Source organism: Streptomyces longisporoflavus, assembly GCF_014649775.1.
Taxonomy (GTDB): domain Bacteria; phylum Actinomycetota; class Actinomycetes; order Streptomycetales; family Streptomycetaceae; genus Streptomyces; species Streptomyces longisporoflavus.
In genome coordinates this window covers 253,814-279,005 of sequence record NZ_BMTR01000007.1, presented here as the reverse complement: position 1 = coordinate 279,005, position 25,192 = coordinate 253,814, and the positions used below count along the sequence as shown (strand labels likewise).

21 protein-coding genes are annotated in these 25,192 nt (G+C 71.2%); 14 read left to right on the top strand and 7 right to left on the bottom strand.

Annotation, left to right across the window (positions count from 1 at the left end):
• Positions 1–451: 451 nt before the first annotated feature.
• Positions 452–1,189 (top strand): ferritin-like fold-containing protein, encoded by a 738-nt coding sequence (locus IE226_RS17025; RefSeq protein ID WP_190082077.1) that lies wholly within the window; start codon positions 452–454, stop codon positions 1,187–1,189.
• Positions 1,190–1,293: 104 nt separating this feature from the next.
• Here IE226_RS17025 and IE226_RS17020 read toward each other — a convergent pair whose 3' ends face one another.
• The 4 genes from IE226_RS17020 to IE226_RS17005 all read right to left on the bottom strand — a co-directional run bounded on the left by IE226_RS17020 (position 1,294) and on the right by IE226_RS17005 (position 3,212).
• Positions 1,294–1,566: a hypothetical protein gene (locus tag IE226_RS17020; protein WP_190082076.1), complete on the bottom strand. Its 273-nt coding sequence runs from the start codon at positions 1,564–1,566 to the stop codon at positions 1,294–1,296.
• A 217-nt stretch (positions 1,567–1,783) separates the two neighbouring features.
• Entirely contained in the window at positions 1,784–2,011 is a 228-nt protein-coding gene (locus IE226_RS17015; RefSeq protein WP_190082075.1) for a DUF3107 domain-containing protein, read from the bottom strand.
• A gap of 151 nt (positions 2,012–2,162) precedes the next feature.
• Positions 2,163–2,804 (bottom strand): TetR/AcrR family transcriptional regulator, encoded by a 642-nt coding sequence (locus IE226_RS17010; RefSeq protein ID WP_190082074.1) that lies wholly within the window; start codon positions 2,802–2,804, stop codon positions 2,163–2,165.
• Positions 2,805–2,963: 159 nt separating this feature from the next.
• Positions 2,964–3,212 carry an Rv3202a family protein gene (locus IE226_RS17005; RefSeq protein ID WP_190082073.1) on the bottom strand — a complete coding sequence of 83 codons (249 nt, stop codon included), beginning with the start codon at positions 3,210–3,212 and terminating at the stop codon, positions 2,964–2,966.
• 320 nt (positions 3,213–3,532) lie between these two features.
• On the opposite strand from IE226_RS17005, the gene IE226_RS17000 reads away from it, so the two are divergent.
• The 12 genes from IE226_RS17000 (at position 3,533) to moeZ (ending at position 18,047) form a co-directional block, all read left to right on the top strand.
• The gene (locus IE226_RS17000) at positions 3,533–4,531 is read left to right on the top strand and encodes an alpha/beta fold hydrolase (protein WP_190082072.1); all 999 of its coding nucleotides are present in this window, start codon (positions 3,533–3,535) and stop codon (positions 4,529–4,531) included.
• Between the two features lie 8 nt (positions 4,532–4,539).
• On the top strand, positions 4,540–6,009 hold the full coding sequence (locus IE226_RS16995) for a DUF3152 domain-containing protein (RefSeq protein WP_190082071.1): 1,470 nt from the start codon (positions 4,540–4,542) through the stop codon (positions 6,007–6,009).
• 157 nt (positions 6,010–6,166) lie between these two features.
• Positions 6,167–6,259: an Ms4533A family Cys-rich leader peptide gene (locus tag IE226_RS45235; protein ID WP_344520500.1), complete on the top strand. Its 93-nt coding sequence runs from the start codon at positions 6,167–6,169 to the stop codon at positions 6,257–6,259.
• A 135-nt stretch (positions 6,260–6,394) separates the two neighbouring features.
• Positions 6,395–8,128, top strand: a complete 1,734-nt coding sequence (locus IE226_RS16990) for an ABC transporter substrate-binding protein (protein ID WP_190082070.1) — start codon at positions 6,395–6,397, stop codon at positions 8,126–8,128.
• 20 nt (positions 8,129–8,148) lie between these two features.
• Complete coding sequence (locus tag IE226_RS16985; RefSeq protein ID WP_190082069.1) at positions 8,149–9,141, top strand: ABC transporter permease; 993 nt, start codon at positions 8,149–8,151, stop codon at positions 9,139–9,141.
• A gap of 80 nt (positions 9,142–9,221) precedes the next feature.
• Positions 9,222–10,211, top strand: a complete 990-nt coding sequence (locus IE226_RS16980) for an ABC transporter permease (RefSeq protein ID WP_190082193.1) — start codon at positions 9,222–9,224, stop codon at positions 10,209–10,211.
• Entirely contained in the window at positions 10,208–11,830 is a 1,623-nt protein-coding gene (locus IE226_RS16975) for a dipeptide ABC transporter ATP-binding protein (RefSeq protein ID WP_190082068.1), read from the top strand. The genes IE226_RS16980 and IE226_RS16975 overlap by 4 nt, the downstream gene beginning before the upstream one ends.
• A 200-nt stretch (positions 11,831–12,030) precedes the next feature.
• Entirely contained in the window at positions 12,031–13,734 is a 1,704-nt protein-coding gene (locus tag IE226_RS16970) for a DUF3492 domain-containing protein (protein ID WP_229871125.1), read from the top strand.
• Positions 13,731–14,951: a hypothetical protein gene (locus IE226_RS16965; RefSeq protein ID WP_190082066.1), complete on the top strand. Its 1,221-nt coding sequence runs from the start codon at positions 13,731–13,733 to the stop codon at positions 14,949–14,951. Before IE226_RS16970 ends, IE226_RS16965 begins: the two co-directional genes overlap by 4 nt.
• Positions 14,952–15,114: 163 nt before the next feature.
• Positions 15,115–16,068 carry an NAD-dependent epimerase/dehydratase family protein gene (locus IE226_RS16960; protein WP_190082065.1) on the top strand — a complete coding sequence of 318 codons (954 nt, stop codon included), beginning with the start codon at positions 15,115–15,117 and terminating at the stop codon, positions 16,066–16,068.
• The gene (locus IE226_RS16955; protein WP_190082064.1) at positions 16,056–16,805 is read left to right on the top strand and encodes a spherulation-specific family 4 protein; all 750 of its coding nucleotides are present in this window, start codon (positions 16,056–16,058) and stop codon (positions 16,803–16,805) included. Before IE226_RS16960 ends, IE226_RS16955 begins: the two co-directional genes overlap by 13 nt.
• Before the next feature lie 63 nt (positions 16,806–16,868).
• Positions 16,869–18,047, top strand: coding sequence for an adenylyltransferase/sulfurtransferase MoeZ (moeZ, locus tag IE226_RS16950; protein WP_190082063.1), 1,179 nt, complete (start codon positions 16,869–16,871; stop codon positions 18,045–18,047).
• 62 nt (positions 18,048–18,109) lie between these two features.
• On the opposite strand, the gene IE226_RS16945 is transcribed toward moeZ, so the two are convergent.
• The 3 genes from IE226_RS16945 to IE226_RS16935 all read right to left on the bottom strand — a co-directional run bounded on the left by IE226_RS16945 (position 18,110) and on the right by IE226_RS16935 (position 24,456).
• Positions 18,110–19,669, bottom strand: coding sequence for an alpha/beta hydrolase (locus IE226_RS16945; RefSeq protein WP_190082062.1), 1,560 nt, complete (start codon positions 19,667–19,669; stop codon positions 18,110–18,112).
• 163 nt (positions 19,670–19,832) lie between these two features.
• Complete coding sequence (locus tag IE226_RS16940) at positions 19,833–21,386, bottom strand: alpha/beta hydrolase (RefSeq protein ID WP_190082061.1); 1,554 nt, start codon at positions 21,384–21,386, stop codon at positions 19,833–19,835.
• Positions 21,387–21,456: 70 nt separating this feature from the next.
• Positions 21,457–24,456 carry a lysylphosphatidylglycerol synthase domain-containing protein gene (locus IE226_RS16935; protein ID WP_373306968.1) on the bottom strand — a complete coding sequence of 1,000 codons (3,000 nt, stop codon included), beginning with the start codon at positions 24,454–24,456 and terminating at the stop codon, positions 21,457–21,459.
• A 161-nt stretch (positions 24,457–24,617) separates the two neighbouring features.
• Here IE226_RS16935 and IE226_RS16930 point away from each other — a divergent pair, with 161 nt between their 5' ends.
• Positions 24,618–25,091 (top strand): MGMT family protein, encoded by a 474-nt coding sequence (locus IE226_RS16930; RefSeq protein ID WP_308429474.1) that lies wholly within the window; start codon positions 24,618–24,620, stop codon positions 25,089–25,091.
• Positions 25,092–25,192: the final 101 nt, after the last annotated feature.

Sequence of the window (25,192 nt, the reverse complement as noted above, 5' to 3'; positions counted from 1 at the left end):
GGAAAGGACTGGTGATGCCGACGGCCTCAAGGGCCTCGGCCGTCTCGGCGAGAATCCCGAGATCGCGAAAAGTCGTAGTCAGAGCATTGCCTCTTCTGTGAGACGCGGCCCGAGGCGAACGCTGGGGGTCGTGACCGTGCCACTACCGCCGGCTGCCTGGGGGCTGGGCCGGGGGCGCGGGACCACTGCCTGCGCTCGAGCGCTCGTACCGCTGAGGTTCCCTCCTCGTGCCGTCCGCACTGTGCGGGCCGCCTGGAGGGCTGTCGGGTCGGAGCCGATCGGGCCTCCGACCGGGCATCCTCATTCGTACGGCCCGACGAATATTCGGCGGGCGCATTACCACTGTACCCCGGAATCTCGCAGCCGTGTCTGGCGAATTGGTCACGTAGTCGTTGTCACAGTCACTGACCAGGCCCTTACACGTTGCCGCGCGCGGGCTATTGTGCGGTTCATGGAGACGCCTGACACCGCCGCTGACACACCCGCCGAACCCACCGGAATCGCCGCCCTGGACTGGAAGACCGCTGCCGACGAGCCGCATTACCGCGCCGCCGTCGTGGATCTGCTCGGGGCGCTGGCCTACGGAGAACTCGCGGCGTTCGAGCGGCTCGCGGAGGACGCGAAGCTTGCGCCGACGCTCGGCGACAAGGCGGAGCTGGCGAAGATGGCGTCCGCGGAATTCCATCACTTCGAGCAGTTGCGGGACCGGCTTTCGGCGATCGGCGCGGACGCGACCGAGGCGATGGAGCCGTTCGTCGCCGCGCTCGACGGTTTCCACCGTCAGACGGCGCCGTCTGACTGGCTGGAGGGCCTGGTCAAGGCGTACGTGGGTGACTCGATCGCCAGTGACTTCTACCGCGAGGTGGCGGCGCGGCTCGACGGTGACACCCGGCGTCTCGTCCTCGGGGTGCTCGACGACACGGGGCACGCGAGTTTCGCCGTGGAGAAGGTACGCGCCGCGATCGAGGCGGACCCGCGGGTGGGCGGGCGGCTCGCGCTGTGGGCTCGGCGCTTGATGGGGGAGGCGCTTTCGCAGTCGCAGCGGGTGGTCGCCGACCGGGACGCCCTGTCGACCATGCTGGTCGGGGGCGTTGCCGATGGGTTCGACCTTGCCGAGGTCGGGCGGATGTTCTCCCGGATCACCGAGGCGCACACGAAGCGGATGGCTGCGTTGGGTCTCGCCGCGTAGTCGCGGGGCTCCAGGGGGCGGGTGGGGGTGCGTTTCTCTCCGCGGGCGCGTTGTGGCTTGTCGCGCAGTTCCCCGCGCCCCTGACGGGGCCCGTAAGGCCCGGGCTACGCCGTCGCTGAGCGACGGCGTACTCGGGTGCCGGTGGGGCGGAGCAGGAGGGAGAGCAGGGCTGCTGCCACTGCTACCGCGCCTGCCAGGGTGCCGAGGGTGTGGCCTGCGCCGAGGGCCATGTGGGTGACGATGGAGCCGATCACGCCGCCCGCGGCGCCGGTCGACAGGACCAAGCTGCGTGCGGGGAGCCGGTGGGCCAGCCGGTGGGCGGCGGCCCACGCCAGGGCGAATCCGAGCAGTGCAGAGCCGAGTGCTTCCAGAATCACAGGGTGTCCCTCCCTCGCGGCCAGGTGCAAAACGGTCGTAGCCGGTAGTACCCCCGGCGGCCGGAACGCAATCCTCCAGGGCCTCCGCGGGCCGCGCGGATTCCTCCGCGGGCCGCACGGATTCCTCCGCAGACCGCGCGGCAATACACGGGAACGGCCCGGTGGTCCATGACCACCGGGCCGTTCCCGTTGTTCGTCCTGCGTGCGGCGCCCCTGACTACAGGGCGCTGAAGCCCACCTTGCGCGCGGTCGGCTCGCCGAGCTCGACATACGCGAGGCGGTCGGCCGGAACCAGGACCTTGCGGCCGTGCTCGTCCACGAGGCTCAGCAGCGGCGACTTGCCGGACAGCGCCTCGGACACCGCGTGCTCGACTTCCTCGGCACTCTGGCCGCTCTCCAGCACGATCTCGCGGGGCGCGTACTGCACGCCGATCTTGACCTCCACGGCTTTGTCCCTCCGACGGTCAGTGATGTGCGCGGCCGTCCGCGCCGTACTCAGCACACATTAGCCCGGTGAGGCGATGCGTATGCTTCCGCCGCTGCACGCCGGTAGCGAACAGAGATCGGGAACAGAATGCCCGGTCGACGAATCCGGGTCAGTGGCCTTCCGTGCCGTGCAGCGGGAAGCCCGCGATGCCGCGCCAGGCCAGCGAGGTGAGCAGTTCCACCGCCTTCTCGCGCGGGACCGTGCTGCCGCTGGCCAGCCAGTACCGTGCGACCACCTGCGAATAGCCGCCGAGGCCCACGGCGAGCAGCATCGCCTCGTCACGGGGCAGCCCCGTGTCCTCGGCGATGACCTCGCAGATCGCCTCCGCGCACTGGAGCGTCACCCGGTCAACGCGCTCGCGGACCGCGGCCTCGTTCGTCAGGTCCGACTCGAAGACCAGACGGAAAGCGCCGCCCTCGTCCTCCACGTACGCGAAGTAGGCGTCCATCGTGGCCGCCACCCGCAGCTTGTTGTCCGACGTGGACGCGAGCGCCGTACGGACGGACTGCAGCAGTGATTCGCAGTGCTGGTCGAGCAGGGCGAGGTACAGGTCGAGCTTGCCGGGGAAGTGCTGGTACAGCACCGGCTTGCTGACTCCGGCACGCTCGGCGATGTCGTCCATCGCCGCCGCGTGGTACCCCTGCGCGACGAAGACCTCCTGCGCCGCGCCCAGCAACTGATTGCGTCGGGCACGACGCGGCAGGCGTGTGCCCCGCGGGCGCGCTGCCTCTGTCTGCTCGATGGCTGTCACGCCGCCTCCCATGATCGTGAATGTGCGGTGTGCGCCGCGCGGCCATCGTACTTTTCGGTAACCCTGATGTGCGCGGTACGAGCTGAGAATTTCACGGACTGGATAGCCGAGAAAGCCGTGCGTAGCAGGGCAAACACGGGCAGCTCAGCGGTAGTCGTCTCAGCGGTAGTCGTCCTCGTCGAGGCTGACGACGCGGGCCTGCTCGGCGAGGTCGGCCTCGTTGGCCGCGTCCGTGTCCGCGTACCGCAAGGAGTCGTCCTCGCGCGGCGCGAGATCGGTCTGCTGCTCCGCGGCATCGGCCTCCGGTGCCTCGGTGCTCTGATCGGCGATGCCGGGGGTCTCCCCGGCCTCGAAGGTCTCGGGGTCCGACGGGTCGATGGACGGGTCAATGGGCGGGTCAACGGTCATCGTGGCTCTCTTCCCCGGCGGCCTGGCGGACGGATTACTAGTGGTGACTAGTGGTGCGAGTGCCCTGTTCGCTCGCTTCTATCTCCCTGTTGCCGTCCCTTTTGGCCGCCGTCCCTCCGTGCCTCTCTTCTACGAGCCTAGGAGAGTGCCGGACCGGGCGCTACGCGATCTCTGTACGGGCTTGGTACGGGCTTGGTACGGGCTTGGCGCGGCCTCCCCGTGACGCTTGGTACGGCTTGGTGCGGCCTCCCCGTGACATCGGCTGGATCTGTGACGGCGAACACATGAGCCACCGCGTGATCGTCTCGTAACATTGCCGCATGTCTTCGACCGATCTGCCGCATGTGATCGCCGCATCCGTCGCGCCCAAGCCGGGTGCCGTGGCGGTCGCGGCGGGCGAGCGGCTCGACTCGGTCACCCTGCCGGGGCTCACGCTCTCGGTGCGTTCCAGGCCTTCGGTGCGCGAGGGGCTGCCGCCCGCGCTGTTCGTGCACGGGCTCGGCGGCTCCTCGCAGAACTGGTCGGCCCTGATGCCGCTGCTGGAGGACGTCGTCGACTGCGCGGCGATCGATCTGCCGGGGTTCGGGGACTCGCCGCCGCCGGACGACGGCAACTATTCGGTCACGGGCCACGCGCGCGCGGTCATCCGTTATCTGGACGCGCGCGGCGACGGGCCCGTGCATCTGATCGCCAACTCGCTGGGCGGCGCGATCGCCACCCGGGTGGCCGCCGTCCGCCCCGACCTGGTCCGCACCCTCACCCTGGTCTCGCCCGCGCTCCCGGAGCTCCGGGTGCAGCGCACGGCACTGCCGACCGGGCTCCTCGCGGTGCCCGGCGTGGCGAGCCTGTTCACCCGGCTCACCAAGGACTGGACGGCCGAGCAGCGGGTCAGCGGCGTCATGGCGCTCTGCTACGGCGATCCGGGCCGGGTCTCGCCCGAGGGGTACAGCGCGGCGGTGCGGGAGATGGAGCGCAGGCTCAACCTTCCGTACATGTGGGACGCGATGGCCCGCTCGGCGCGCGGCATCGTGAACGCGTACACGCTGGGCGGCCAGCACGGACTGTGGCGGCAGGCCGAGCGGGTGCTCGCGCCGACGCTGCTGATCTACGGCGGCCGGGACCTGCTCGTCTCGTTCCGCATGGCCCGCAGGGCCGCCACGGCGTTCCGTGACTCGCGTCTGCTCACCCTGCCGGACGCCGGGCATGTGGCGATGATGGAGTATCCGGATACGGTGGCCACTGCGTTCCGCGAACTACTCGCGGACACGGACGAATTGCAGGCATCCGGTCAGTCGGATCAGTCAGACGCAGGGAGCTGAGGCGGCGAGTGGGACGTCATAGCCGCCGGGGTTCGACCGACCTCGCAGACAACACGGGCAGCACGGGCAGCACGGGCAGTACGGACACCACCGGCATAACGTCAGCGCAGGGCGCACGCCCGCCGGGTCCCGGCACGGGACGCCGCAGGCGTGCTCCGGGGGACCCCGGCACGCCCGCGCACGGCATCCCGCAGGCGACGCCTCCGCACGGAGTCCCGCAGGCGACGCCTCCGCGAGGCGTGCCGCAGGCCACCCCGCCCCGCGGCACCCCGCAGGCCACCCCTCCGCACGGCTCGCCGCACGTCCGTGGCGGGCACCCCGAGCAGCGTGAGCCGGGCGGGGGATGGGGGTCCGGGCCGCGTTCGGGCGCCGTCTACGGAGTGCCGGGTGCGCGGACCGCGCCGCCCCGCATGCCGGGGCCCCGCCGTGAGTACGTGGACGCGTTCGGCGACGAGTTCGACGAGGACGACCTCTTCGCGACCGGTACGACCGCCGGCCCCGCCACCGCGACAGGCCCCCCGCCCCGCGATCCGTACGCCTCCGTCACCGACTGGGACCGCGCGGTCGACGAGGACGAGGAAGCGCACGGAGAGCTCTGGTCAGCCGCCGACGGGTCCGACGGTCCCGGCGGCATCACGTACGACGAGGACGAGAACGCGGACGAGGACGGCAAGGGCGGCGGCAAGGGCCGCACCTACGCCGGGATCGCCGCCGCTGCCGTCACCACCGTCCTCGCGGTCGTCGTGGCCGGCCAGGTGACCGGCGGGTCGGCGGACTCCGTCCCCCGGACACAGGTCGCGAAGGGCCAGGACCCGCGCGCCGCGGGTGAGGACGCGTCCCGCTCGGACGACCGGCCCACGCCTCCGGAGTCCGCCCCGGCGACGTACGAGACGAAGATGGCGAAGAAGTATCCGCTGGACGCCAAGCTCACCGCGTCCGGCGACTTCGAGGCGATGGCCGGGTTCGACAAGGCGCCCGGCAAGGGGCAGAAGTTCCGCTACCGCGTCGACGTCGAGAAGGGCATGGGCCTGGACGGCGAGCTGTTCGCCTCGGCCGTGCAGAAGACCCTGAACGACGACCGGAGCTGGGCGCACGGCGGCGGCCGGACCTTCGAGCGCATCTCCTCGGGGCAGCCCGACTTCGTCATCACGCTCGCGAGTCCGGGGACGACCGGGAAGTGGTGCGCGAAATCCGGGCTCGACACCCTTGAGCAGAACGTCTCCTGTGACTCCGCGGCCACCGACCGCGTCATGATCAACGCCTATCGGTGGGCGCAGGGCGCCGAGACGTACGGCGACCGCATCTATCCGTACCGGCAGATGCTGATCAATCACGAGGTCGGTCACCGGCTCGGTTTCAATCACACGGACTGCACGAAGGACGGCCAGCTCGCGCCCGTCATGCAGCAGCAGACGAAGTTCCTCGACCACGACGGGATCAAGTGCAAGGCCAACCCCTGGGCGTTTCCCAAGAGTTGACGCCGTGAGTTGATCCCGGGAGGCGAACCCGCGCGTTGACCCCCGGGTGTTGGACCCGCGAGATGATCCCGGCAGTTGAGACGGAAGCGACCAGCATGTGGTCGTTTTCCGATCGGCAGCTTTGACATCCGCCGCAAGTTCGTTCATATTTCTCCGCATGTCGCCTCGTCACGCCTCCTCGCGCGCAGCCCTTGAGCTGGCGCTCTTCGGCGTGACCGCGCTCTGCGTGTCCGACATTCACTGTTGCTGACGCCCGCCCCTGGCGCGTGCGTCGCTTCCTCATGACCTTTTCGCGGTCCTGACCTCCTCTTTCGGCGACCCCCGGGGCGAGCTCTGCTCTTTTTCTCGCTCTTTCCCCGCTTGCTCCTCCGAGAGGTCCCCTCCCATGCGTCAATCGTCCGTCATAGCCCGCCGCGTGGCCGCGGCATCCGTCAGCCTTGTCCTGGCAGCGGGCGCCGCAGCCTGCGCGGGACCCGAGGACCCCGGGGGCGACGACGCCGGGAACGGCGCCGGGGGCAAGCCCGCCAAGGGCGGCACGCTCACCGTCCTCAACAGCCAGCCGCAGGTCGACTTCGACCCGGCGCGGCTTTACACCTCCGGCGGCGGCAACGTCCCCTCGCTCGTCTTCCGCACCCTGACCACCCGCAACCGCGAGGACGGCGCCAAGGGCTCGGAGGTCGTGCCGGACCTCGCCACGGACCTCGGCAAGTCGAGCAAGAACGCCACGGTGTGGACGTACACCCTCAAGAAGGGGCTCAAGTACGAGGACGGTTCGCCGATCACGTCCGCCGACGTCAAGTACGGCATCGAGCGCTCCTTCGCCGGTGAACTCTCCGGCGGGGCGCCCTACTTGCGGGACTGGCTGATCGGCGGCGACAAGTACGCCGGGCCCTACAAGGACAAGAGCGGCAAGGGCCTTGAGTCGATCAAGACGCCCGACGAGCGGACCATCGTCTTCCACCTGAACAAGCCCGAGGGCGAGTTCCCCTACCTGGCGACGCAGACGCAGTTCACGCCCGTCCCAAAGAACAAGGACAAGGGCACCAAGTACGAGGAGCACCCGGTCTCCTCGGGCCCGTACAAGGTCGTCGAGAACGAGAACGACGGCGAGCGCCTCACCCTGGAGCGCAACCCGCACTGGTCGGCGAAGACCGACCCCGAGCGCAAGGCCTACCCGGACAAGATCGACGTGCGGTCCGGCCTCAACTCCTCCGTCATCAACCAGCGGCTCTCGGCCGGCCAGGGCTCGGACGCCGCCGCCGTGACCACCGACACGAACCTCGGCCCCGCCGAACTCGCCAAGGTCACCGGCGACAAGGCACTGGCGTCGCGTGTCGGCACCGGGCACTTCGGATACACGAACTACCTCGCCTTCAACCCGAAGGTGAAGCCCTTCGACGACCCGAAGGTGCGCCAGGCCATCTCGTACGCGGTCGACCGGTCGTCCGTCGTCAACGCCGCCGGCGGTTCGTCGCTCGCCGAGTCCGCGACCACGTACCTGCCGAACCAGAAGTCCTTCGGATACACGAAGTACGACCACTTCCCGGCGGGCAAGTCCGGCAACCCGAAGAAGGCCAGGGAGCTCCTGAAGGAGGCCGGCCACAAGGACGGGCTCACCATCACGCTGACCCACTCCAACGCCAAGGACTTCGAGACGAGCCCGGAGATCGCCACGTCGATCCAGGACGCCCTGAAGAAGGCCGGGATCACGGTCAAGCTGGAAGGCCTGGAGGACAACGACTACAAGGACAAGATCCACAGTGCCGAGGACGAGCCCGGCCTCTTCCTCGCCCACTGGGGCGCCGACTGGCCCTCCGGCGGCCCCTTCCTCGCCCCGATCTTCGACGGGCGGCAGATCGTGAAGGACGGCGCCAACTTCAACACCGGCTTCCTCGACGACAAGTCCGTCAACGACGAGATCGACGAGATCAACAAGCTCACCGACCTCGACGCGGCCGCCGAGCGCTGGGGCGCCCTCGACAAGAAGATCGGCGAGAAGGCCCTCACCGTGCCGCTCTTCCACCCGGTCTACAAGCGGCTGTACGGCAAGGACGTGAAGAACGTCGTGATCAGCGACTGGACGGGCGTCCTCGACGTCTCCCAGGTTGCGGTCAAGTAAGGGCGATCGGTCACCCCACCATGAGCGAGGCCCTGTTGGCCCCGGAAGCGGGGACGGGCGCCACGGCGCCCGCCCCGGCCTCCGGCGCCCGTCAGTTCTGGCGGCGGCTGCGCACGCAGCGCGCCGCCCTCGTCGCGGCGGTCGTCGTCGCGCTGCTCGTCCTGGTCGCGCTCGCCGCGCCGCTGCTCACCGCCATCGAGGGCCAGGACCCCGGTACGTACCACCCCGACCTCATCGACTCCGGGCGCGGCGGCGTCCCGATCGGGTCGTTCGGCGGGATCAGCGCCGAGCACTGGCTCGGCGTCGAACCGCAGACCGGACGTGACCTGTTCGCCCGTCTCGTCCACGGCGCGCGGGTCTCCCTCGGCGTCGCCTTCGCCGCGACCTTCGTGCAGGTGCTGATCGGCGTCGGCGTCGGCATCGCGGCCGGACTCGGCAACCGCCTGGTCGACCAGGTGCTCAGCCGCGCGACCGACGTCATCGTCGCCATGCCGCTGATGGTGCTCTCGCTCGCCCTGATGGCGATCGTGCCCAGCGGATTCCCGCGCCCCGTCCTGGTCGCCCTGGTCATCGGGCTCGTCGCCTGGGGCAGTACGGCCAAGATCGTGCGCGCGCAGACCATCACCCTCAAGGAGCTCGACTACGTGGCCGCCGCCCGGCTCAGCGGCTGGAGCACCTGGCGCATCGCGCGCCGCGAACTCCTGCCGGGACTCGCCGCCCCCGTCATCACCTACGCGGCGCTGCTCATCCCGCTGAACATCACGGTCGAGGCCGCGCTCTCCTTCCTCGGCGTCGGCGTCAAACCGCCGACCGCCTCCTGGGGACAGATGCTGACCTCGGCCGACGTCTGGTACCAGGCCGCACCGCAGTACCTACTGCTGCCCGCGGGGGCACTGTTCGTGACGGTGCTCGCGCTGACCGTCCTCGGGGACGGCATACGGACCGCGCTCGATCCGAGGGCCGCGTCGCGGCTGCGGATCGGCACCGGACAGAAGCGGGAGGGCAGGGCATGACCGGCTTCTCGCCAGGCAGGACCCGCTTGCTGCGAGGCATGACCGGCTTCTCGCCAGGCCTGACCGGCCTGCTGCACGGCATGACCGGCTTTCTCCTGAGGCGCGCGGCGGGCGCCCTCGTCACGCTGCTCGCCATCTCCGTGATCATCTACGCCGTCTTCTACATCGCTCCCGGCGACGTCGCCCAGATCACCTGCGGGCCACGCTGCTCACCGGCCCAAGTGGCGCAGGTGAGCGAACAGTTGCGGCTGGATGACCCGGTGTACGTCCGCTACCGGGACTTCCTCCAGGGCATCTTCGCCGGCCGGGACTACTCGACGGGCACCGGCACGGAGCACTGCGCCGCCCCTTGCCTCGGGCTCTCCTACCAGAGCGACCAGCAGGTCACCCAGCTGATCCTGGCGAAGCTGCCGGTCACCGGGTCGCTCGCGCTCGGCGCCATGGTGATGTGGCTGATCCTCGGCGTCGGCACCGGAGTCCTCTCCGCCTGGCGGCGCGGGCGCGTCACCGAGCGCGTCCTGACCGCCGTCACGCTCGCGGGCACGGCGACGCCGGTCTTCGTCATCGGCCTGCTGCTGATGATCGTGGCCTGCGGCCAGCTGAACTGGCTGCCCTTCCCGCAGTACGTACCGTTCACCGACGACCCCCAGCAGTGGGCCTGGAACCTGCTCCTGCCCTGGCTGTCCCTGGCGCTGATCGAGGCGGCCAAGTACGCGCGCCTGACCCGCGCCTCGATGCTGGAAACCCTCGCCGACGACCATGTGCGGACCTTTCGCGCGTACGGCGTCGGGGAGCGCTCCATCATCGGCAAGCACGCCCTGCGGGGCGCGTTCGCGCCGGTCATCGCGCTGAGCGCCAACGACTTCGGTTCGATGTTCGGCGGCGCCGTGCTCAGCGAGACGCTCTTCGGCCTGCCCGGCATGGGGCGCGAACTCGTGCACGCGGTCAAGGTCGTCGATCTGCCGGTGGTGGTCGGCATGGTCCTGGTGACCGGCTTCTTCGTGGTGCTCGCCAACGCCGTCGCCGACGTCCTCTACGCGGTGGCCGACCGAAGGGTGGTCCTGTCATGAGCCCGATCCCCGACAAGGCGCACAGCCTCGTCCACGTGACGGACCTGGTGGTCGACTTCGGGGAGACGCGCGCCGTCGACCGGCTCTCCTTCACGCTGGACAGGGGCGCGGCGCTCGGCCTCGTCGGCGAGTCGGGGTCCGGCAAGAGCACGGTCGCCTCCGCGCTGCTCGGGCTGCACCGGGGCACCGGCGCGAACGTCGGCGGCGAGGTGCGGGTCGGCGGCATCGACGTACAGGAAGCGTCCGGTGCGGAGCTGCGGCGGTTGCGGGGCGGGAAGGCGGCGATGGTCTTCCAGGACCCGCTGTCGTCGCTCGACCCGTACTACGCGGTGGGCGACCAGATCGCCGAGGTGTACCGCGTGCACACCGGGGCCTCGCGCAGGGCGGCACGCGCGCGTGCCGTCGAAGTGCTCGACCGGGTGGGCATTGCGGACGCCGTTCGCAGGGCGCGGTCCCGGCCGCACGAGTTCAGCGGAGGCATGCGGCAGCGTGCGCTCATCGCCATGGCGCTCGCCTGCGAGCCCGAGCTCCTGATCGCCGACGAGCCGACGACCGCTCTCGACGTCACCGTGCAGGCGCAGATCCTCGACCTGCTGCACGTGCTGCGCGCGGAGACCGGCATGGGTCTGCTCCTGGTCACGCACGACGTGGGCGTCGCGGCGGAGAGCGTCGACGACGTCCTGGTCATGCGGTACGGCAGGTCCGTCGAGCGCGGGCCCGTGCGGGAAGTCCTCGGGGCGCCCCGGGAGGCCTACACGCGGGAGCTGCTCGGGGCGGTGCCGCGGGTGGACTCGCCGCGGGAGGCGTCCGCGCCCGTGCGGGGTGACGTCGTGCTCGAAGCGGTCGGCCTGCGGCGCGAGTTCGGGCGCGGCAAGCGCGCCTTCCCGGCGGTGGACGGGGTCTCGCTCACGGTCCGCCGGGGAGAGACGCTCGGGATCGTGGGGGAGAGCGGCAGCGGCAAGACGACTCTGGGGCGGATGCTCGTGGGGCTGCTCGACCCGTCGGCGGGGGAGATCCGCCACGGGGGCGATCCGTCGCCGGGCGGCGTACGGGCCGGCGTGCAGATGGTGTTCCAGGACCCCGTCTCCTCGCTCAATCCGCGCCGCGCCGTCGGGGAGTCCATCGCCGATCCGCTGCGCGCGCGGGGAGAACACGACGATGCAGTGGTGCGCGCTCGCGTGCGCGCCCTCATGGAGCGCGTCGGGCTCGATCCGGCGTACTACGGGCGCTACCCGCACGAGTTCAGCGGAGGCCAGCGCCAGCGTGTCGGGATCGCACGGGCCCTTGCCGCCGAGCCCCGCGTCATCGTGTGCGACGAGCCGGTGTCGGCCCTCGACGTCACGACGCAGGCGCAGGTGACCGCGTTGCTCGCCGAGCTCCAGGAGGAGCACGGGCTCGCCCTGGTCTTCATCGCGCACGACCTCGCGGTGGTGCGCCAGGTCAGCGACCGGGTCGCGGTGATGCGGCAGGGACGGATCGTCGAGCAGGGCTCCGTCGACGAGGTGTACGGAGCGCCGCGACAGGCGTACACCAAACAACTGTTGGCGGCCGTGCCCGCGCTTGACCCGGAGGCCGCTGCCCGGCGCCGCACGGCCCGAGGGGAGCTGGCCGCAGCTTAACGTTCCGTAGCGAAAGAGCGCTCTCCGGGCCCCTAGCGCGACAGAACGCAACCGGCACGGGAAAGTTACGGCCGTTCACCCCTTTTGGTGGCGTGATGGACAACCGTCCGTCGCGCCACCTGCATGTCCGCATACGTTCGTCCCGCTGCGAGCCGCTGGTCCAACGGCGGCTCTCCATACGGGAGATCGGGGGTGTACGCGTGCGCATCGGACTGCTTACGGAGGGTGGCTATCCGTATGTGAGCGGTGACGCCAGGCTCTGGTGCGACCGGCTCGTGCGCGGGCTCGGGCAGCACGAATTCGACGTCTACGCACTCAGCCGCAGCGAGCGGCAGGAGGCCCGGGGCTGGGTCGAACTGCCGCCCCAGGTGAACCGGGTGCGGACGGCGCCCCTGTGGACGGCCGACGACGACATCGCCCCCGGAGCCGAAGCCCGCTTCAGGTACGGGCGGCGGGCGCGGCGGCGCTTCGCGGAGTGCTTCGGCGAGCTGGCCTCGGCGGTGTGCGACTCCGCCCCCGGCACCCCCAGCGCTTTGGCGGACCGTTTCAGCAGTGGGCTCTACGGCCTCGCCGAACTCGCCGGGGACGAGGGCGGCCTCGTCGGCGCCCTGCGCTCCGAAGCGGCCGTGCGCGCCCTGGAGAGCGCGTGCCGTGCGCCGGGCGCACTCCGCGCCGCGCGCACCGCACGGGTGCCGGACCTGCTCGCCGTCGCGGACCGCCTGGAGCGGGCGCTGCGCCCGCTCTCCCTCGACTGGTACGGCGACGACTGCCTCGGCGCGGTCGATCTGTGCCACGCCACGTCCGGCGGCCCGGCGGCGCTCCCCGGGCTCCTCGCCGAGCACTTCTGCGGAGTGCCGCTCCTCGTCACGGAGTACGGCGTGCAGCTGCGGGCGCACTACCTCGCGACCGGCGACGAGGCCCTGAGCGCGCCGGCGCGGGCGCTGCTCACCTCCTTCCACGGCAGGCTCGCCGCCGAGGTGTACGACAGGGCCACGGTCATCACGCCCGGCAACACGCACGCCCGCCGCTGGCAGGAGCGGTGCGGTGCCGAGCGGGCCAAGCTGCGCACCGTCTATCCCGGCATGGAGGCGTCCCGGTTCGCGGAGGTCGGCGAGCGGGAGGACCCCGGCGATCCGGACACCCTCCTCTGGGTCGGGCGCATCGAGCCCGCCAAAGACCTGATCTCCCTGCTCCACGCCTTCGCCGAGGTCCGCAAGGAGGAGCCGAAGGCGCTCCTGCGCATCGTCGGCGCGCCCGCGGAGGGCCCGGAGGCCGCCGCGTATCTCGCGCACTGCAAGGCGCTGGCGGCGCAGCTCTTCCCGGACGAGGCGCAGGGCGCGCACGCCGTCGGCGACAACCCCGTGTCCTTCGAGGAGATCGGCACGCCGGGGGCGCCCGAGCTCCAGGACGCGTACGCCGCGGGGAGCGTCGTCGTCCTGTCGAGCGTCATAGAGGGCTTCCCGATCAGCCTGGTCGAGGCGATGTTCTGCGGGCGCGCGACGGTCTCCACGGATGTCGGGGCGGTCGTCGAGGTCATCGGCGGCACGGGGCTCGTGGTGCCGCCGCGCAACCCGCGGGCGCTCGCCGACGCGTGCGTGGCGCTGCTGCGCGACGCGGGACGGCGCGAGCGGCTCGGGGCCGCGGCGCGTGCGCGGGCGCTCGAACTGTTCACCGTTGAGCAGAACATCGAGGCATTTCGCGGCATTTACCTGGAGATCGTCTCGCGCTGTCCGGTGCGCAGGGAGGCACTCGACGACGCGGGCGAGCCGGTCCCGTTCGGCAATCCGGCCGAAGCCCGGATGCCGGGCCGGTGGGCGGGGGCCGCGGGCGGCGGGGACACGGGCGCGCCCAGCTGGGCGCAAGAGGCCGACGAACCGCAGCAGTTGAAGGGGGCGGGCGTATGAGCACGGAGCGGCAGATCGACGCGCCACGAGCTCCGGGAAGCCCCGGCGGATGGGACGCGCGGTCGCAGGAACTGCTGGCCGACGCGGCACTCGTACGGGAGCCCGCGGCCTGGCGGGGCGCGGCGTCCGGTGCCGGGGCGGGACCGAAGGCCGCGCGGCGCGGCGGCGCCGACCCGGTGAAGGCGCTGATGCACCGGCACCGGGAACTGTGCGAGCGGGCCGTGGACCCGTTGGAGATCGCCGCCGGGCTTGAGGCGCACGGGGTGACCGACAGGACCGCCGCGCGGTTCAGGCACCGTGACGTGTTCGCGCTCGCCGAGGAGATGTACGCGCGCGTGCCGCGCGACGAGGAGGAACGCGCCGTCCCTGTGGCGCTTCCGGCGCCGAGTGCGCCCGAAGTACCCGCGGCCCGGGCGCTGATCGCGCTGCTCCCGGGCGCGGCATGCGGGCTCGCGGTCGCGGGCCTTGAGCTGAGCGAGGGACGTGCGCGGCTCGCGGTGGGGATCGGCGGGGCGCTCGCGGTGGCCGTGGCGCTGCTGGTGACCCTCCGGCACGGCCCGCTGCGATCCGCGCACCGGGCCCTTCCGGCCACGCGCGCGTGGACGTGTCTTCTCGTCGCGTACGCCCTCTTCGGCGACGGACTGCTGCGGGCCGCCGTCTCGGCCGGCCCCGGCGGCCTGCCTGCGCCCTCGACCGCCGCCGCGCTGGGGCTCGCGCTCGCCGTCGCGCCCGCGGCATGGTGCGTGCGGCTCTTCGCCGTGCGGGCACAGGCACGGCTTTCGCTCAGCCGTGGGCTCACCGAGTTCACCGCCTCCGTAAGGCCGTTGCTCCTCGGCGTGCTCGCGCTCTACCTGTGCGCCCTGGCGGCCCTGCTCGTGGGAGCGGCGGCCCTGAGCGGAACAGCGGTCGGCGCGGGGGCGGGTGCCCTCGGCGCGCTGCTGCTGCTCTCCCGGCTGCTGCGTACATACGGCTTCACCCGGGCCCCCGCGCTGATGCTGGGGTTCGCGGGTGCCGTGGAGGCGGCCTCGCTCGCCTGCGGGTTCGCGGGGCGCCTACCGGGATGCGCCTGGCTGGCCGCACCGGTGGAGGGGGCGGTACGGGCCTGGGGGCCCGGCGTCGTACCCCTCGTCGCGTGCGGTGCCGCCGCGGGCGTGCTGTTGCTCCACTCCCTGCGGGTGCTCAGCCGGGCCTCCGCGCACGCGGGCGGTGCGTCTTGAGCGTGCGCGCCGCCGGTCGCGGCTCACCCGCCCTCATGCCTTCCACTCTCTCTCCCGCGGGGCCGACACCGCGGGCCTTACCCCGTGAATTACGGCAACCCCCTGAAGGAGACAGCCAGATGAGCACCCCCAGTATCCGAGAAACCGACCAGGGAGCCGCCCGATGAGGGTGCTGCTGATCGGAGCCAACGGATACCTCGGCCGGTTCGTCGCCGACCGGCTGCTCGCCGACCCGGCGGTGCAGCTCACCGCGCTCGGCCGCGGAGACGACTCGGACGTACGGTTCGACCTCGCGAGCGGCAGCCCCGGCGCGCTCACCCGCTTCCTGGACGCGGTGCACCCGGGCGTCGTCATCAACTGCGCGGGCGCCACCCGCGGCGGCGCCCGCGAGCTGACCCGGCACAACACCGTCGCCGTCGCCACGATCTGCGAGGCACTGCGCCGCAGCGGATGCGGGGCGCGGCTCGTGCAGCTCGGATGCGGCGCCGAGTACGGGCCGAGCCAGCCGGGGTCCTCCACCGCGGAGGACGCCGTGCCCAGGCCCGGCGGACCGTACGGAGTCAGCAAGCTCGCCGGTACCGAGCTGGTCCTCGGGTCGGGTCTCGACGCCGTCGTCCTGCGGGTGTTCTCGCCCGCGGGCCCCGGCACCCCGGCCGGATCGCCGCTCGGGCGGCTCGCCGAGGCCATGCGGCGCGCCATGCAGTCCGGTGACGGCGAGCTCAAGCTCGGGGGCCTCGGCGTGCAGCGGGACTTCATCGACGTACGCGACGTGGCGCGCGCCGTGCACGCCGCCTCGCTCTCCGCGGCCCAGGGCATCGTGAACATCGGCGCGGGCCGTGCCGTACGTCTGCGCGACGCGGCGGCGGTCCTGGCGCGCGTCGCCGGGTACGGCGGCGCCCTGCACGAGCTCGACCAAGGCGGCCTGAGGCAATCCATCGGGCACCCCCGCGCCGAATCCGACCACGGGAACCCCGCCGCCTACCCCTACCCGGACGGCTGCGGCAGCTGGCAGCAGGCGGACGTGCGCACCGCGCGCGACCGGCTCGGCTGGCGGCCCCGGATCAACCTCGAAGAATCACTCGCCGACATCTGGATGGAGGCGGCATGCCGCATCTGACCAGCACAGCCACAGGCACCGCACACACCGACGTACGTCTCGGCTTCGGCATCCCCGGTTTCGCGCATCCCCTCGTCGCACCGGTCGAATGGTCCGAACTGACCCGCCCCGGGACCCCCTTGGACTGGGTCGTGCTCAACGTCAGCAGGGGCCCCGGAGACCGGCCCGACCCGCACTGCCTGGAGGCGGCGGGGCGGCTGCGGAACGCGGGCGTACGTGTTCTCGGTCACCTCGACGTGACGTACGGAGCGCGCGGCTTCGGGGAGCTCGTCTCCGACGCCCACCGCTATCTCGACTGGTATCAGGTCGACGGCTTCTCGCTGGACCGCTGTCCCACGGAGCGGACCGCGCTCCCCGGGGTGCGCAGGACGGTCACCACGCTGCGGGCGCTCTGCGACGACGCCCACATCGTCCTCGGGCACGGCACGCACCCCTATCCGGGATACGCCGAATCCGCCGACCAGTTGGTGACCTTCTCGGGCGCCTGGAGCGATTACCGCTGGTCACAGGTGGCCGAGTGGACCGCCGACTACCCGCCCGAGCGCTTCTGCCACTTCGTGCACGGCATGCCGCGCGGCCACCTCGAAGAGGCGCTGCGCATCGCACGCTGGCAGGGCGCGTCGACGATCTACTTCACCGACCGGGTGGACAGCGGGGGAGCGGGCGACCCCTGGGAATCCCTGCCCGGGTACTGGGACGAAATCGTCTCGCGCATCGGAACGGGTGTCTCGGAATGAAGAGGGGCGTGGCAGTGTTACGGACAGAACAACCGTTTCCACATACCGACCAACGGAGTCTCCGTGTCGCTGCCACCCCTGGTCGAGCCAGCATCTGAGCTCACCGTCGACGAGGTCCGCAGGTACTCCCGCCACCTGATCATCCCCGACGTCGGGATGGACGGGCAGAAGCGGCTGAAGAACGCCAAGGTGCTCTGTGTCGGCGCCGGCGGCCTCGGGTCACCGGCGCTGATGTACCTCGCCGCGGCGGGCGTCGGCACGCTCGGCATCGTGGAGTTCGACGAGGTCGACGAGTCGAACCTGCAGCGCCAGATCATCCACAGCCAGGCCGACATCGGCCGCTCCAAGGCGGCGTCGGCGAAGGACTCCGTCCTCGGCATCAACCCGTACGTGAACGTGATCCTCCACGAAGAGCGGCTCGAAGCCGAGAACGTGATGGACATCTTCGGCCAGTACGACCTGATCGTCGACGGCACGGACAACTTCGCCACGCGTTACCTGGTCAACGACGCCTGCGTGCTGCTCAACAAGCCGTACGTATGGGGTTCGATCTACCGCTTCGACGGCCAGGCGTCCGTCTTCTGGAGCGAGCACGGTCCGTGCTACCGCTGCCTCTACCCGGAGCCCCCGCCCCCCGGCATGGTCCCGTCCTGCGCCGAGGGCGGCGTGCTCGGCGTGCTCTGCGCGTCGATCGGCTCCATCCAGGTCACCGAGGCGATCAAGGTCCTGGCCGGCGTGGGCGACCCGCTGGTCGGCCGCCTGATGATCTACGACGCCCTGGAGATGCAGTACCGCCAGGTCAAGGTCCGCAAGGACCCCGACTGCGCGGTCTGCGGCCCGAACGCCACCGTCACCGAGCTCATCGACTACGAGGCCTTCTGCGGCGTCGTGTCGGACGAGGCGCAGGAGGCGGCGCTCGGCGCGACGATCACTCCCAAGCAGCTCAAGGAGTGGATCGACGCGGACGAGAAGATCGAGATCATCGACGTCCGTGAGCAGAACGAGTACGAGATCGTCTCGATCCCCGGCGCCAAGCTGATCCCGAAGAACGAGTTCCTCATGGGCACCGCCCTGGAGAGCCTTCCGCAGGACAAGAAGATCGTCTTGCACTGCAAGACGGGTGTCCGGTCCGCGGAGGTCCTCGCCGTGCTGAAGTCCGCGGGCTTCAGCGACGCGGTGCACGTGGGCGGCGGCGTGATCGGCTGGGTCAACCAGATCGAGCCCGAGAAGCCGGTCTACTAGGCGTAGCGCTTGAACGGAGAGGGGCCCGCACCCATGGGTGCGGGCCCCTCTCGTTTGACCTCTTACGTCTCGCAGACCTTGCCGTCCTTCGGGGTCTTGCCGTTCAGCAAGTAGGCGTTGACCGTCTCGTCGACGCAGTCGCTCCCGCTGCCGTACGCCCCGTGGCCCTCGCCCTTCCAGGTCAGCTGGACGCCGACGCCCTTGCCCAGCTCGTCCGCCATCTTGCGGGCGCCTTCGTAGGGCGTCGCCGGGTCGCCGGTGTTGCCGACGACCAGGATCGGGGCAGCGCCCGGAGCGCTCACGTCGGGGGAGTCGTGCAGTCCGGCCACCGGCCACTCGTGGCACCAGCCCGCCGTGTCCCAGCCCATGAACTCGCCGAAGACGGGCGATATCTCCCGGAACTCGCCGAGCCGCGCCTTCGCCTCGGGGGGCGTCGTCCGGTCCTTGGCGTCGAGGCAGGCTATCGAGCGCTGCGAGTGGCTGGCGGTGCTGTAACGGCCGGACGAGGAGCGTTCGTTGTACGCGTCGGCGAGCTGGAGGAGGGCCGAGCCGTCGCCCTTCTCGGCCTGCTCCAGACCGCGGGTCAGGGCGGGCCAGCTCTGCCGGCTGTAGAGGGTGACCGAGATGCCGGTGGTCGCCAGGGACTGGGTGAGCTTCCGGTCGCCGGACGCGGGCAGCGGCTCGGCGTCCAGGCGCTTCAGGAGACGCACTATCTTCTGCGAGCCCGCCTTCGGGTCCTGGCCCGAGGACTTCAGGTAGTTCTCCAGGGCGCGCTGGAAGCCACGTGCCTGGTTCTTGGCGTGGCCCGTCGAGTCCGCGGACGGGTCGACGACGGCGTCCAGCGTGAGGCGTCCCACCTTCCGGGGGAACAAGTGGGCGTAGGTCCCGCCGAGTTCGGTGCCGTACGAGACGCCCATGTAGTGCAGCTTCTCGTCGCCGAGCACCTGGCGCATCACGTCCATGTCCTTGGCGGCCTCGACCGTCGAGACATGGCCGAGGAGCTTGCCCGCGTCGCGCGCGCAGCCGGCGCCGAAGTCGGCCGCGTCCTTGAAGTACGCCGCTTCCTCCGCCGCGGTGTCCGGAGTCATGTCGACGGACTCCGCGGCCTCGGTCTCCTTGTCGCTGCGGCAGCGCACGCCCTCGCTGCCGGCGACCCCGCGCGGGTCGAAGCTCACCAGGTCGTACCGGCCGCGCAGCGAGTCGTACATGTCGGCGAAGGACGGCAGCATGGAGACGCCGGAGCCGCCCGGCCCGCCGAAGTTGAACAGGAGCGAACCGATGCGCTCGCCCTTGCCGGTGGACCTGGTGCGGATCAGCGCGACGTCGATCGTCTCGCCGTCCGGCTTCTCGTAGTCCAAGGGGACCTTGAGGGTCGAGCACTGCCACTCGGAGCCGGGCGCGGGCTCGTCGCCGACCGCCTCGCAGCCGCCCCAGTCGAGCTTCTGGGTGGTCAGCGAGGCGGGCAGGGTGGAGGAGGGATCGGGCCTCGGCGACTGCTCGGGACCGGTCGGCGCGGGCTTCGCGTCGCCGTCGCCCCCGTCGGAGCCGCTGCAGCCGACGGCGAGCCCCGCCACCAGAATTCCTGCGGCGGCCAGAGCCGCTGACCGTACGAGACGCGGCATGGAGCGCTTCCCCCCTCGGAAGACAGTCAAGCCATAGTAATTGGGGCCACCGACAGTGGCTCCGGGGGGCCGCGGGCCCTTGCCGCGTCAGGGGCGGGACCTGCCTCCGGGAGCTTGCCCTGCCCCCGGGAACCGACCGTGCCCCCGGGAGCTGACCGCGCCCTCAGGAGCAGACAGTGCCCTCCTCGGGCACCGTGCCGTCCAGGAGATAGCCGTTCACCGCGTCGCGCACACACTTGTTCTTGCTGTCGTACGCCCCGTGCCCCTGGCCCTTGTACGTCAGCTCGACGCCGACGCCCTTGCCGAGCGCCTTGGCCATCTTCTTCGCGCCCTCGTACGGTGTGGCCGGGTCGCCGGTGTTGCCGATCACGACGATCGGCGGCGCGTCCGGTGCGCTGACGTCCGGGTGGTCGGTGGCGCCGTCCACCGCCCAGTCGGTGCAGCCGAGCATGCCCCATGCCAGGTAGTCGCCGAACAGCGGTGACGCCTTGCGGAAGTCGGGGAGTTTCTTCTCGACGTACTCCGGTGTGTAGCGCGCCTTGTCGTCCGCGCAGTTGACGGAGATGTTGGCGGCCTGGAGGTTGCTGTACGTGCCGTCCTCGTTGCGCCCGTTCATGGAGTCGGAGAGCGTCATGAGGAGCCGGCCGTCGCCGTCGTACGCCCGGTCGAGGCCTTCGGTGAGGTACGGCCAGAAGTCCCGGGAGTACAGCGCCTGCGCGATGCCGTTCGTGGCGGCGGTCTGCGTCAGTTCGCGGGAGTCCCCGGTCGGCAGCGGCTTGGAGTCCAGCTTCTCGAGGAGCGCCGCGATCTTGTCCTGCACGTCCTGCCCGGTGTCGCCGACCGGGCAGTCCTCGACCTTCGACGTGCAGTCCTCGGCGTAGTTGTCGAGCGCGAGCTGGAAACCCTTCGCCTGGCCCAGCGAACCCTGTTCGGCCGACTCGGTGGGGTCGACGACCGCGTCGAAGACGGCACGGCCCACCTTCCCCGGGAACAAGTGCGCGTAGACGCCGCCGAGTTCCGTGCCGTACGAGATGCCGAAGTAGTGCAGCTTGTCGTCGCCGAGCACCTGGCGCATCAGGTCCATGTCGCGGGCCGCGTCGGTGGTGCGTACGTGGGGGAGCACCTTGCCGGAGTTCTTCTCGCAGGCTCCGTTGAAGTCCTTCACGTTGTCGACGAGCTTCTTCCGCTCGGCGTCGTCGTCGGGAGTGGAGTCCTCCTGGAAGTACGCGTCGAGCTTCTCGTCGTCCTCGCACTTCACGCCCGCGCTGCGGCCGACGCCGCGGGGGTCGAAGCTCACCAGGTCGTAGCGGGTGCGCAGCTTGGCGTAGTCCTGTCCGAAGGCGGGCAGCGTGGTCACGCCCGAGCCGCCGGGGCCGCCGAAGTTGAAGACGAGCGAGCCGATCCGCCGGTCCTTCCCGCCGCTCGCCGCGGCGCGGATCAGGGCGATGTCGAGGGTGTCGCCTTTGGGCTTGTCCCAGTCGAGGGGGGCCTTCATGGTGGCGCACTGCCATGCGGCGCCGCCGGGCAGCGGCGACGGGGCCTCACCGCCGCCTTCGGCGGCGTCGGGCGCCGGGCAGTCCTCCCAGCTGAGCTCCTGGGCCGACAGGTCCGTGTCCTTGGCGTCCTTGGAGGACTTGGAGCCGTCGTCGCTGCAGGCCGCGAGGGTCGCGGACAGCAGGACGACGGTGGCGGCGGCACGCGCCTTGTGGTTGGGCATGCTTCCCATCCTGCGGGGGGCGCAGACGGGGCGCACGGCCTGCTCGCCCTTCCGTGGTGTGCACGCCTTCCTAAAGAAGGCCCTTCCTTGTCAGATGGTTGAAGAACAGCCATCCCGGAAGCACCGGCAGCCACAGCGTGAGGAGCCGGAACAGCAGTACGGCGGGCGCGGCCACGTCCTTGGGCACGCCCACCGCGATCAGACCGAAGGTGAGCGTCGCCTCGACCGCCCCGACACCGCCGGGCGTGGGCGCCGCCGAGCCGAGCGCGTTGCCTGCCAGGAAGACCACGGCGACGCTGGCCAGGGTCAGCGGCTTCATCTCCGTGGTGCTGAAGGCGCGTACCGAGGCGTCGAGACAGAGCACGAACATGAGCGTCAGGAGCAGCATGCCGCCGATGCCGGTGAGCAGCTTCTGGGGCCGCTGGAGCACGTCGAGCATGCGCGGCACGACGCCCGCGAAGAGCGAGCGCACGCGCGTGACGACGAACTTCCGCAGGAACGGGATCGCGGTCACCACGAGCACGAGCACCGCGACCGAGAGGAGACCGGCGATGACGGTACGGGACGGTGACAGGGACGGTGTCTTCTCCGTGCCGGTCACGTAGCCGAAGATCATCAGCAGCATGATGTGCGAGCCGAGCCCGAAGAGCTGCGAGGCCCCGACGCTCGCCACCGCGAGGCCTGAACGCACCCCGGAGCGTTGCAGGAAGCGTGTGTTGAGCGCGACGCCGCCCACCGCGGCCGGTGCCACAATCTTCACGAACGACCCGGCGACCTGGGCCTGCACCGCCCGCAGGAACGGCACACGCTCCGGCACGAAGCCGAGCAGGCTCATCGCCGCCGCGAAGTAGCTCAGCGCCGAGCAGGCCACGGCCACGGCGACCCAGCCCCATTCGGCCTCGGCGACGATCGTGTTGAAGTCGACGTGGGTGAGCTGCGAGAGCAGGAAGTACGCGCCGATGGCACCGGCGATGAAGCTGATCAGCGTGCGCGGCCTGATGCGCTCGAGCTGAGCGGGCTCGACGGGCGCCTGCGGCCTGATGAGCAGCACCTGGTGGCGGATCTGGGTGAGCAGATCCTCCTCGCGGGCCTGTTCGAGCGCTACGTCTATCGCCTGCTTCTCGGCCTGCTTCTCCGCGCGCACGGTCTTGCGGTCGGGGCCCTTGGCGCCGTCGGCCTTCTCCGCCGCCTGTGCCGCCGCGCTGGCCTCCGCCTCCGCCGCGCGGGCGAGCTTGTCCTTGCGGGACGCCTCCAGGACCGCCTCGCGCTCGCGCTGCGAGCGCTCCCTCGCCAGCTTGCGCAGGGTCCCGCGGGTGGAGCGGGTCAGGGCGATGGGCTGGAGCAGCGGGAGGCAGTCGGCGACCGTGTCGGGGCCGAGCACGTCCAGGGCGGTGGCGACCGCGCGCTCCGCGCCGACGCGCAGCCCGAAGGCGGTCAGGAGCTGGGCGACGTCCATCCGCAGGACCAGGTCACCGGCGGCGATCTCACCGCCGCGCAGGTCGGTGAGAATCACCGTGCCGGAACGATCCACCAAGATCGCGTCACCTGCGAGCCTGCGGTGCGCGATCCGCCGCGACTGGAGCGCCTGGACCTGCCGCCAGGTGTCGCGCAGCAGTTCGTCGGTGATGGCGTCGTCGGGCAGGGAGTCCAGGGTGCGGCCGCCCGTGTGTTCGTAGACGAGCATCACCGCGTCGGGACCGAGCTCGGAGGTGGCGATCAGCTTGGGCGCGTTGGCCCCGGCCGCGATGGCCGCGTACGCGAGGAGTGCCTCCTGCTCCAGGGCCTGGCGCAGCGACTGCAGGCTGCGGCGCTGGGTGATGCCGCGCAGGGTGAGCCTGCGCCATACGCGGTAGAAGAAGCCCTGCGCCTGCTGCTCGCGGTCGATGACCGTGACGTCCAGGGGCGGGCCGTCCTCCAGGGTGACGAAATAGCGGCGGCCCCGGTCGCCGTGCTCGCTGTCGGGGGCGTCCTCGCGGGCCGCGCTCACCGGGTGGAAGCCGACGTGCCGCAGACCCGCGAGGAGCGTCTGGCCGGTGGGGCGGACGTTCGGCGAGCCGACCGCGTAGAGCGTTCCGTAGGCCACGCTCCAGCCGAGCAGGACCGTCAGGATGATCGAGAACGGTGTGGTGTAGCCGGTGACGAGCATCGTGAAGGCGTCGAGAAGCAGCACCACCCACAGCACCACGCGCCAACGGGGTCTGCGGGACATCCCCACGGCTGTCATGTACGCGATGACGGGCGCGAGATAGCCGTGCACGGGATCGGTGAGCGCGTGCAGATCGCCGGGCGACGGCCTGGTCAGCGCCTCCTGGATGGAGTCCGGGGCGGCCTTGGCGACCCAGAGGTCGGTGGCCAGCGTCACGCCGTGCGCGAGGACGGCCGCGAGGACGCCGTCGGCGATGCGCAGCCCGTCCCGCTTGACCAGGCGCTCGATGGCGAACGCGACGGGGACGAGCAGGACGCCGATGCTCGCGGTGAGTCCCGCGAACTTGATCAGGAGGTCGGGCGCCTGGTCCGTGCCCTTGTCGATGTCCTGGGCCAGCCCCGACGTCGTGCCGTGCGCGAACGCGGCGATCGCGAGGACCACGACGATCCCGAGGATGCCGACGAGCAGCCGCATCAGGTCCGAGGGGCGGTGCACGCGCGCGGCGAGCAGCGGTTCGTCACCGGCCACGCGGTCGGCGTGCGCGCCTTCGCCCTCGGCGAAGTCGGAAACGGTGTCGTCGGCGAGGCTGGAGCCGGCGTCGTCGGGAATGAGGGCGTGCGCCCCCTCCCGCAGGTCCTCCTGGCGCAGGTTCTCCTCGCGGAGTTTTCCCTTGCGGAGGTCTCCGGGGTCGGGGTCTCTGGCGTCGAGGCCTCCGGAGTCGGGGTCTCCGGCGTCGAGGTTCCCGGCGCCGAGGTCCCCTGGCCGCTCGTCCGTGCTGCCGGGCGTCTCGCTCTTCTCGTACTTCTCGTACTTCTTCAGGGAGTGCCCACCGGTGTCCGGGCGCGCCTCGGCCGCAGGGGTGCCCGCCGTCTCATCGGGGTGCACGTCCTGCTGCTCCGTCGCCTCTTCTTGATCTCGTATCACCAGTCACCGCCCGCATGATGGTGGCATGTCCCACCGACAGAGGGGGGCATCAGGGTGCAATGCGGGGTAGCAAAGTGTTCACCCGGCACCAGTTTGTCGCGTACCGCACACTCTGTCGCGGGCCGGTCGCGGTGTCGGTGGCGTACGGCAGGATGGTCCGGATGAGCGAGGAGAGCGGAGCGGAGCAAGGCCTCTCGACGTACCCGGAGTATGCCGAGCGGGTCTTCGAGGTCGCGGAGCTGATCCCTCCGGGACGGGTGATGACGTACGGGGACGTCGCCGAGTGGCTGGAGGAGGGCGGCCCCCGGCAGGTCGGCCGGGTGATGGCCCTCTACGGAGACGCGGTTCCGTGGTGGCGCGTGGTCCGCGCGGACGGCCGGTTGCTGCCGGGCCACGAACTGCGGGCGCTGGACCACTACCGCGCGGAGGGCACGCCGCTGCGTACGGCGAGCCGCGCCTCCGAGGGCCATGTGCCGCGCCTGGACATGCGGCGGGCGCGCTGGGACGGCGCCGGTGCGCACGGGGACGACGCCGGTGCGCACGGGGACGGCGCGGCGGCCGGCGACGCGGCTGGTGGCGACGCGGCGGGAAGCGGCGGTGCCGCTCTCCGGCAGGCTCCGGGGGCTCACACCTGACAGCTTCCGCCATCCCGCGGTGTCGCGGGGGACCGGTGGCCCGTACGGGGGAAGCCGCACGGCCCGCACGCCCGCTGGCGTAGCGTCGACGGCACGCGGTT

Coding starts and splice junctions, on each gene's coding strand:
- IE226_RS17005 (WP_190082073.1), bottom strand. CDS start 3,212: ATGACCGTTGACCCGCCCATTGACCCGTCCATCGACCCGTCGGACCCC.
- IE226_RS17000 (WP_190082072.1), top strand. CDS start 3,533: ATGTCTTCGACCGATCTGCCGCATGTGATCGCCGCATCCGTCGCGCCC.
- IE226_RS17025 (WP_190082077.1), top strand. CDS start 452: ATGGAGACGCCTGACACCGCCGCTGACACACCCGCCGAACCCACCGGA.
- IE226_RS16980 (WP_190082193.1), top strand. CDS start 9,222: ATGACCGGCTTTCTCCTGAGGCGCGCGGCGGGCGCCCTCGTCACGCTG.
- IE226_RS16955 (WP_190082064.1), top strand. CDS start 16,056: ATGCCGCATCTGACCAGCACAGCCACAGGCACCGCACACACCGACGTA.
- IE226_RS16965 (WP_190082066.1), top strand. CDS start 13,731: ATGAGCACGGAGCGGCAGATCGACGCGCCACGAGCTCCGGGAAGCCCC.
- IE226_RS16985 (WP_190082069.1), top strand. CDS start 8,149: ATGAGCGAGGCCCTGTTGGCCCCGGAAGCGGGGACGGGCGCCACGGCG.
- IE226_RS16930 (WP_308429474.1), top strand. CDS start 24,618: ATGAGCGAGGAGAGCGGAGCGGAGCAAGGCCTCTCGACGTACCCGGAG.
- IE226_RS16990 (WP_190082070.1), top strand. CDS start 6,395: ATGCGTCAATCGTCCGTCATAGCCCGCCGCGTGGCCGCGGCATCCGTC.
- IE226_RS45235 (WP_344520500.1), top strand. CDS start 6,167: ATGTCGCCTCGTCACGCCTCCTCGCGCGCAGCCCTTGAGCTGGCGCTC.
- IE226_RS16975 (WP_190082068.1), top strand. CDS start 10,208: ATGAGCCCGATCCCCGACAAGGCGCACAGCCTCGTCCACGTGACGGAC.
- IE226_RS16945 (WP_190082062.1), bottom strand. CDS start 19,669: ATGCCGCGTCTCGTACGGTCAGCGGCTCTGGCCGCCGCAGGAATTCTG.
- IE226_RS16960 (WP_190082065.1), top strand. CDS start 15,115: ATGAGGGTGCTGCTGATCGGAGCCAACGGATACCTCGGCCGGTTCGTC.
- IE226_RS16940 (WP_190082061.1), bottom strand. CDS start 21,386: ATGCCCAACCACAAGGCGCGTGCCGCCGCCACCGTCGTCCTGCTGTCC.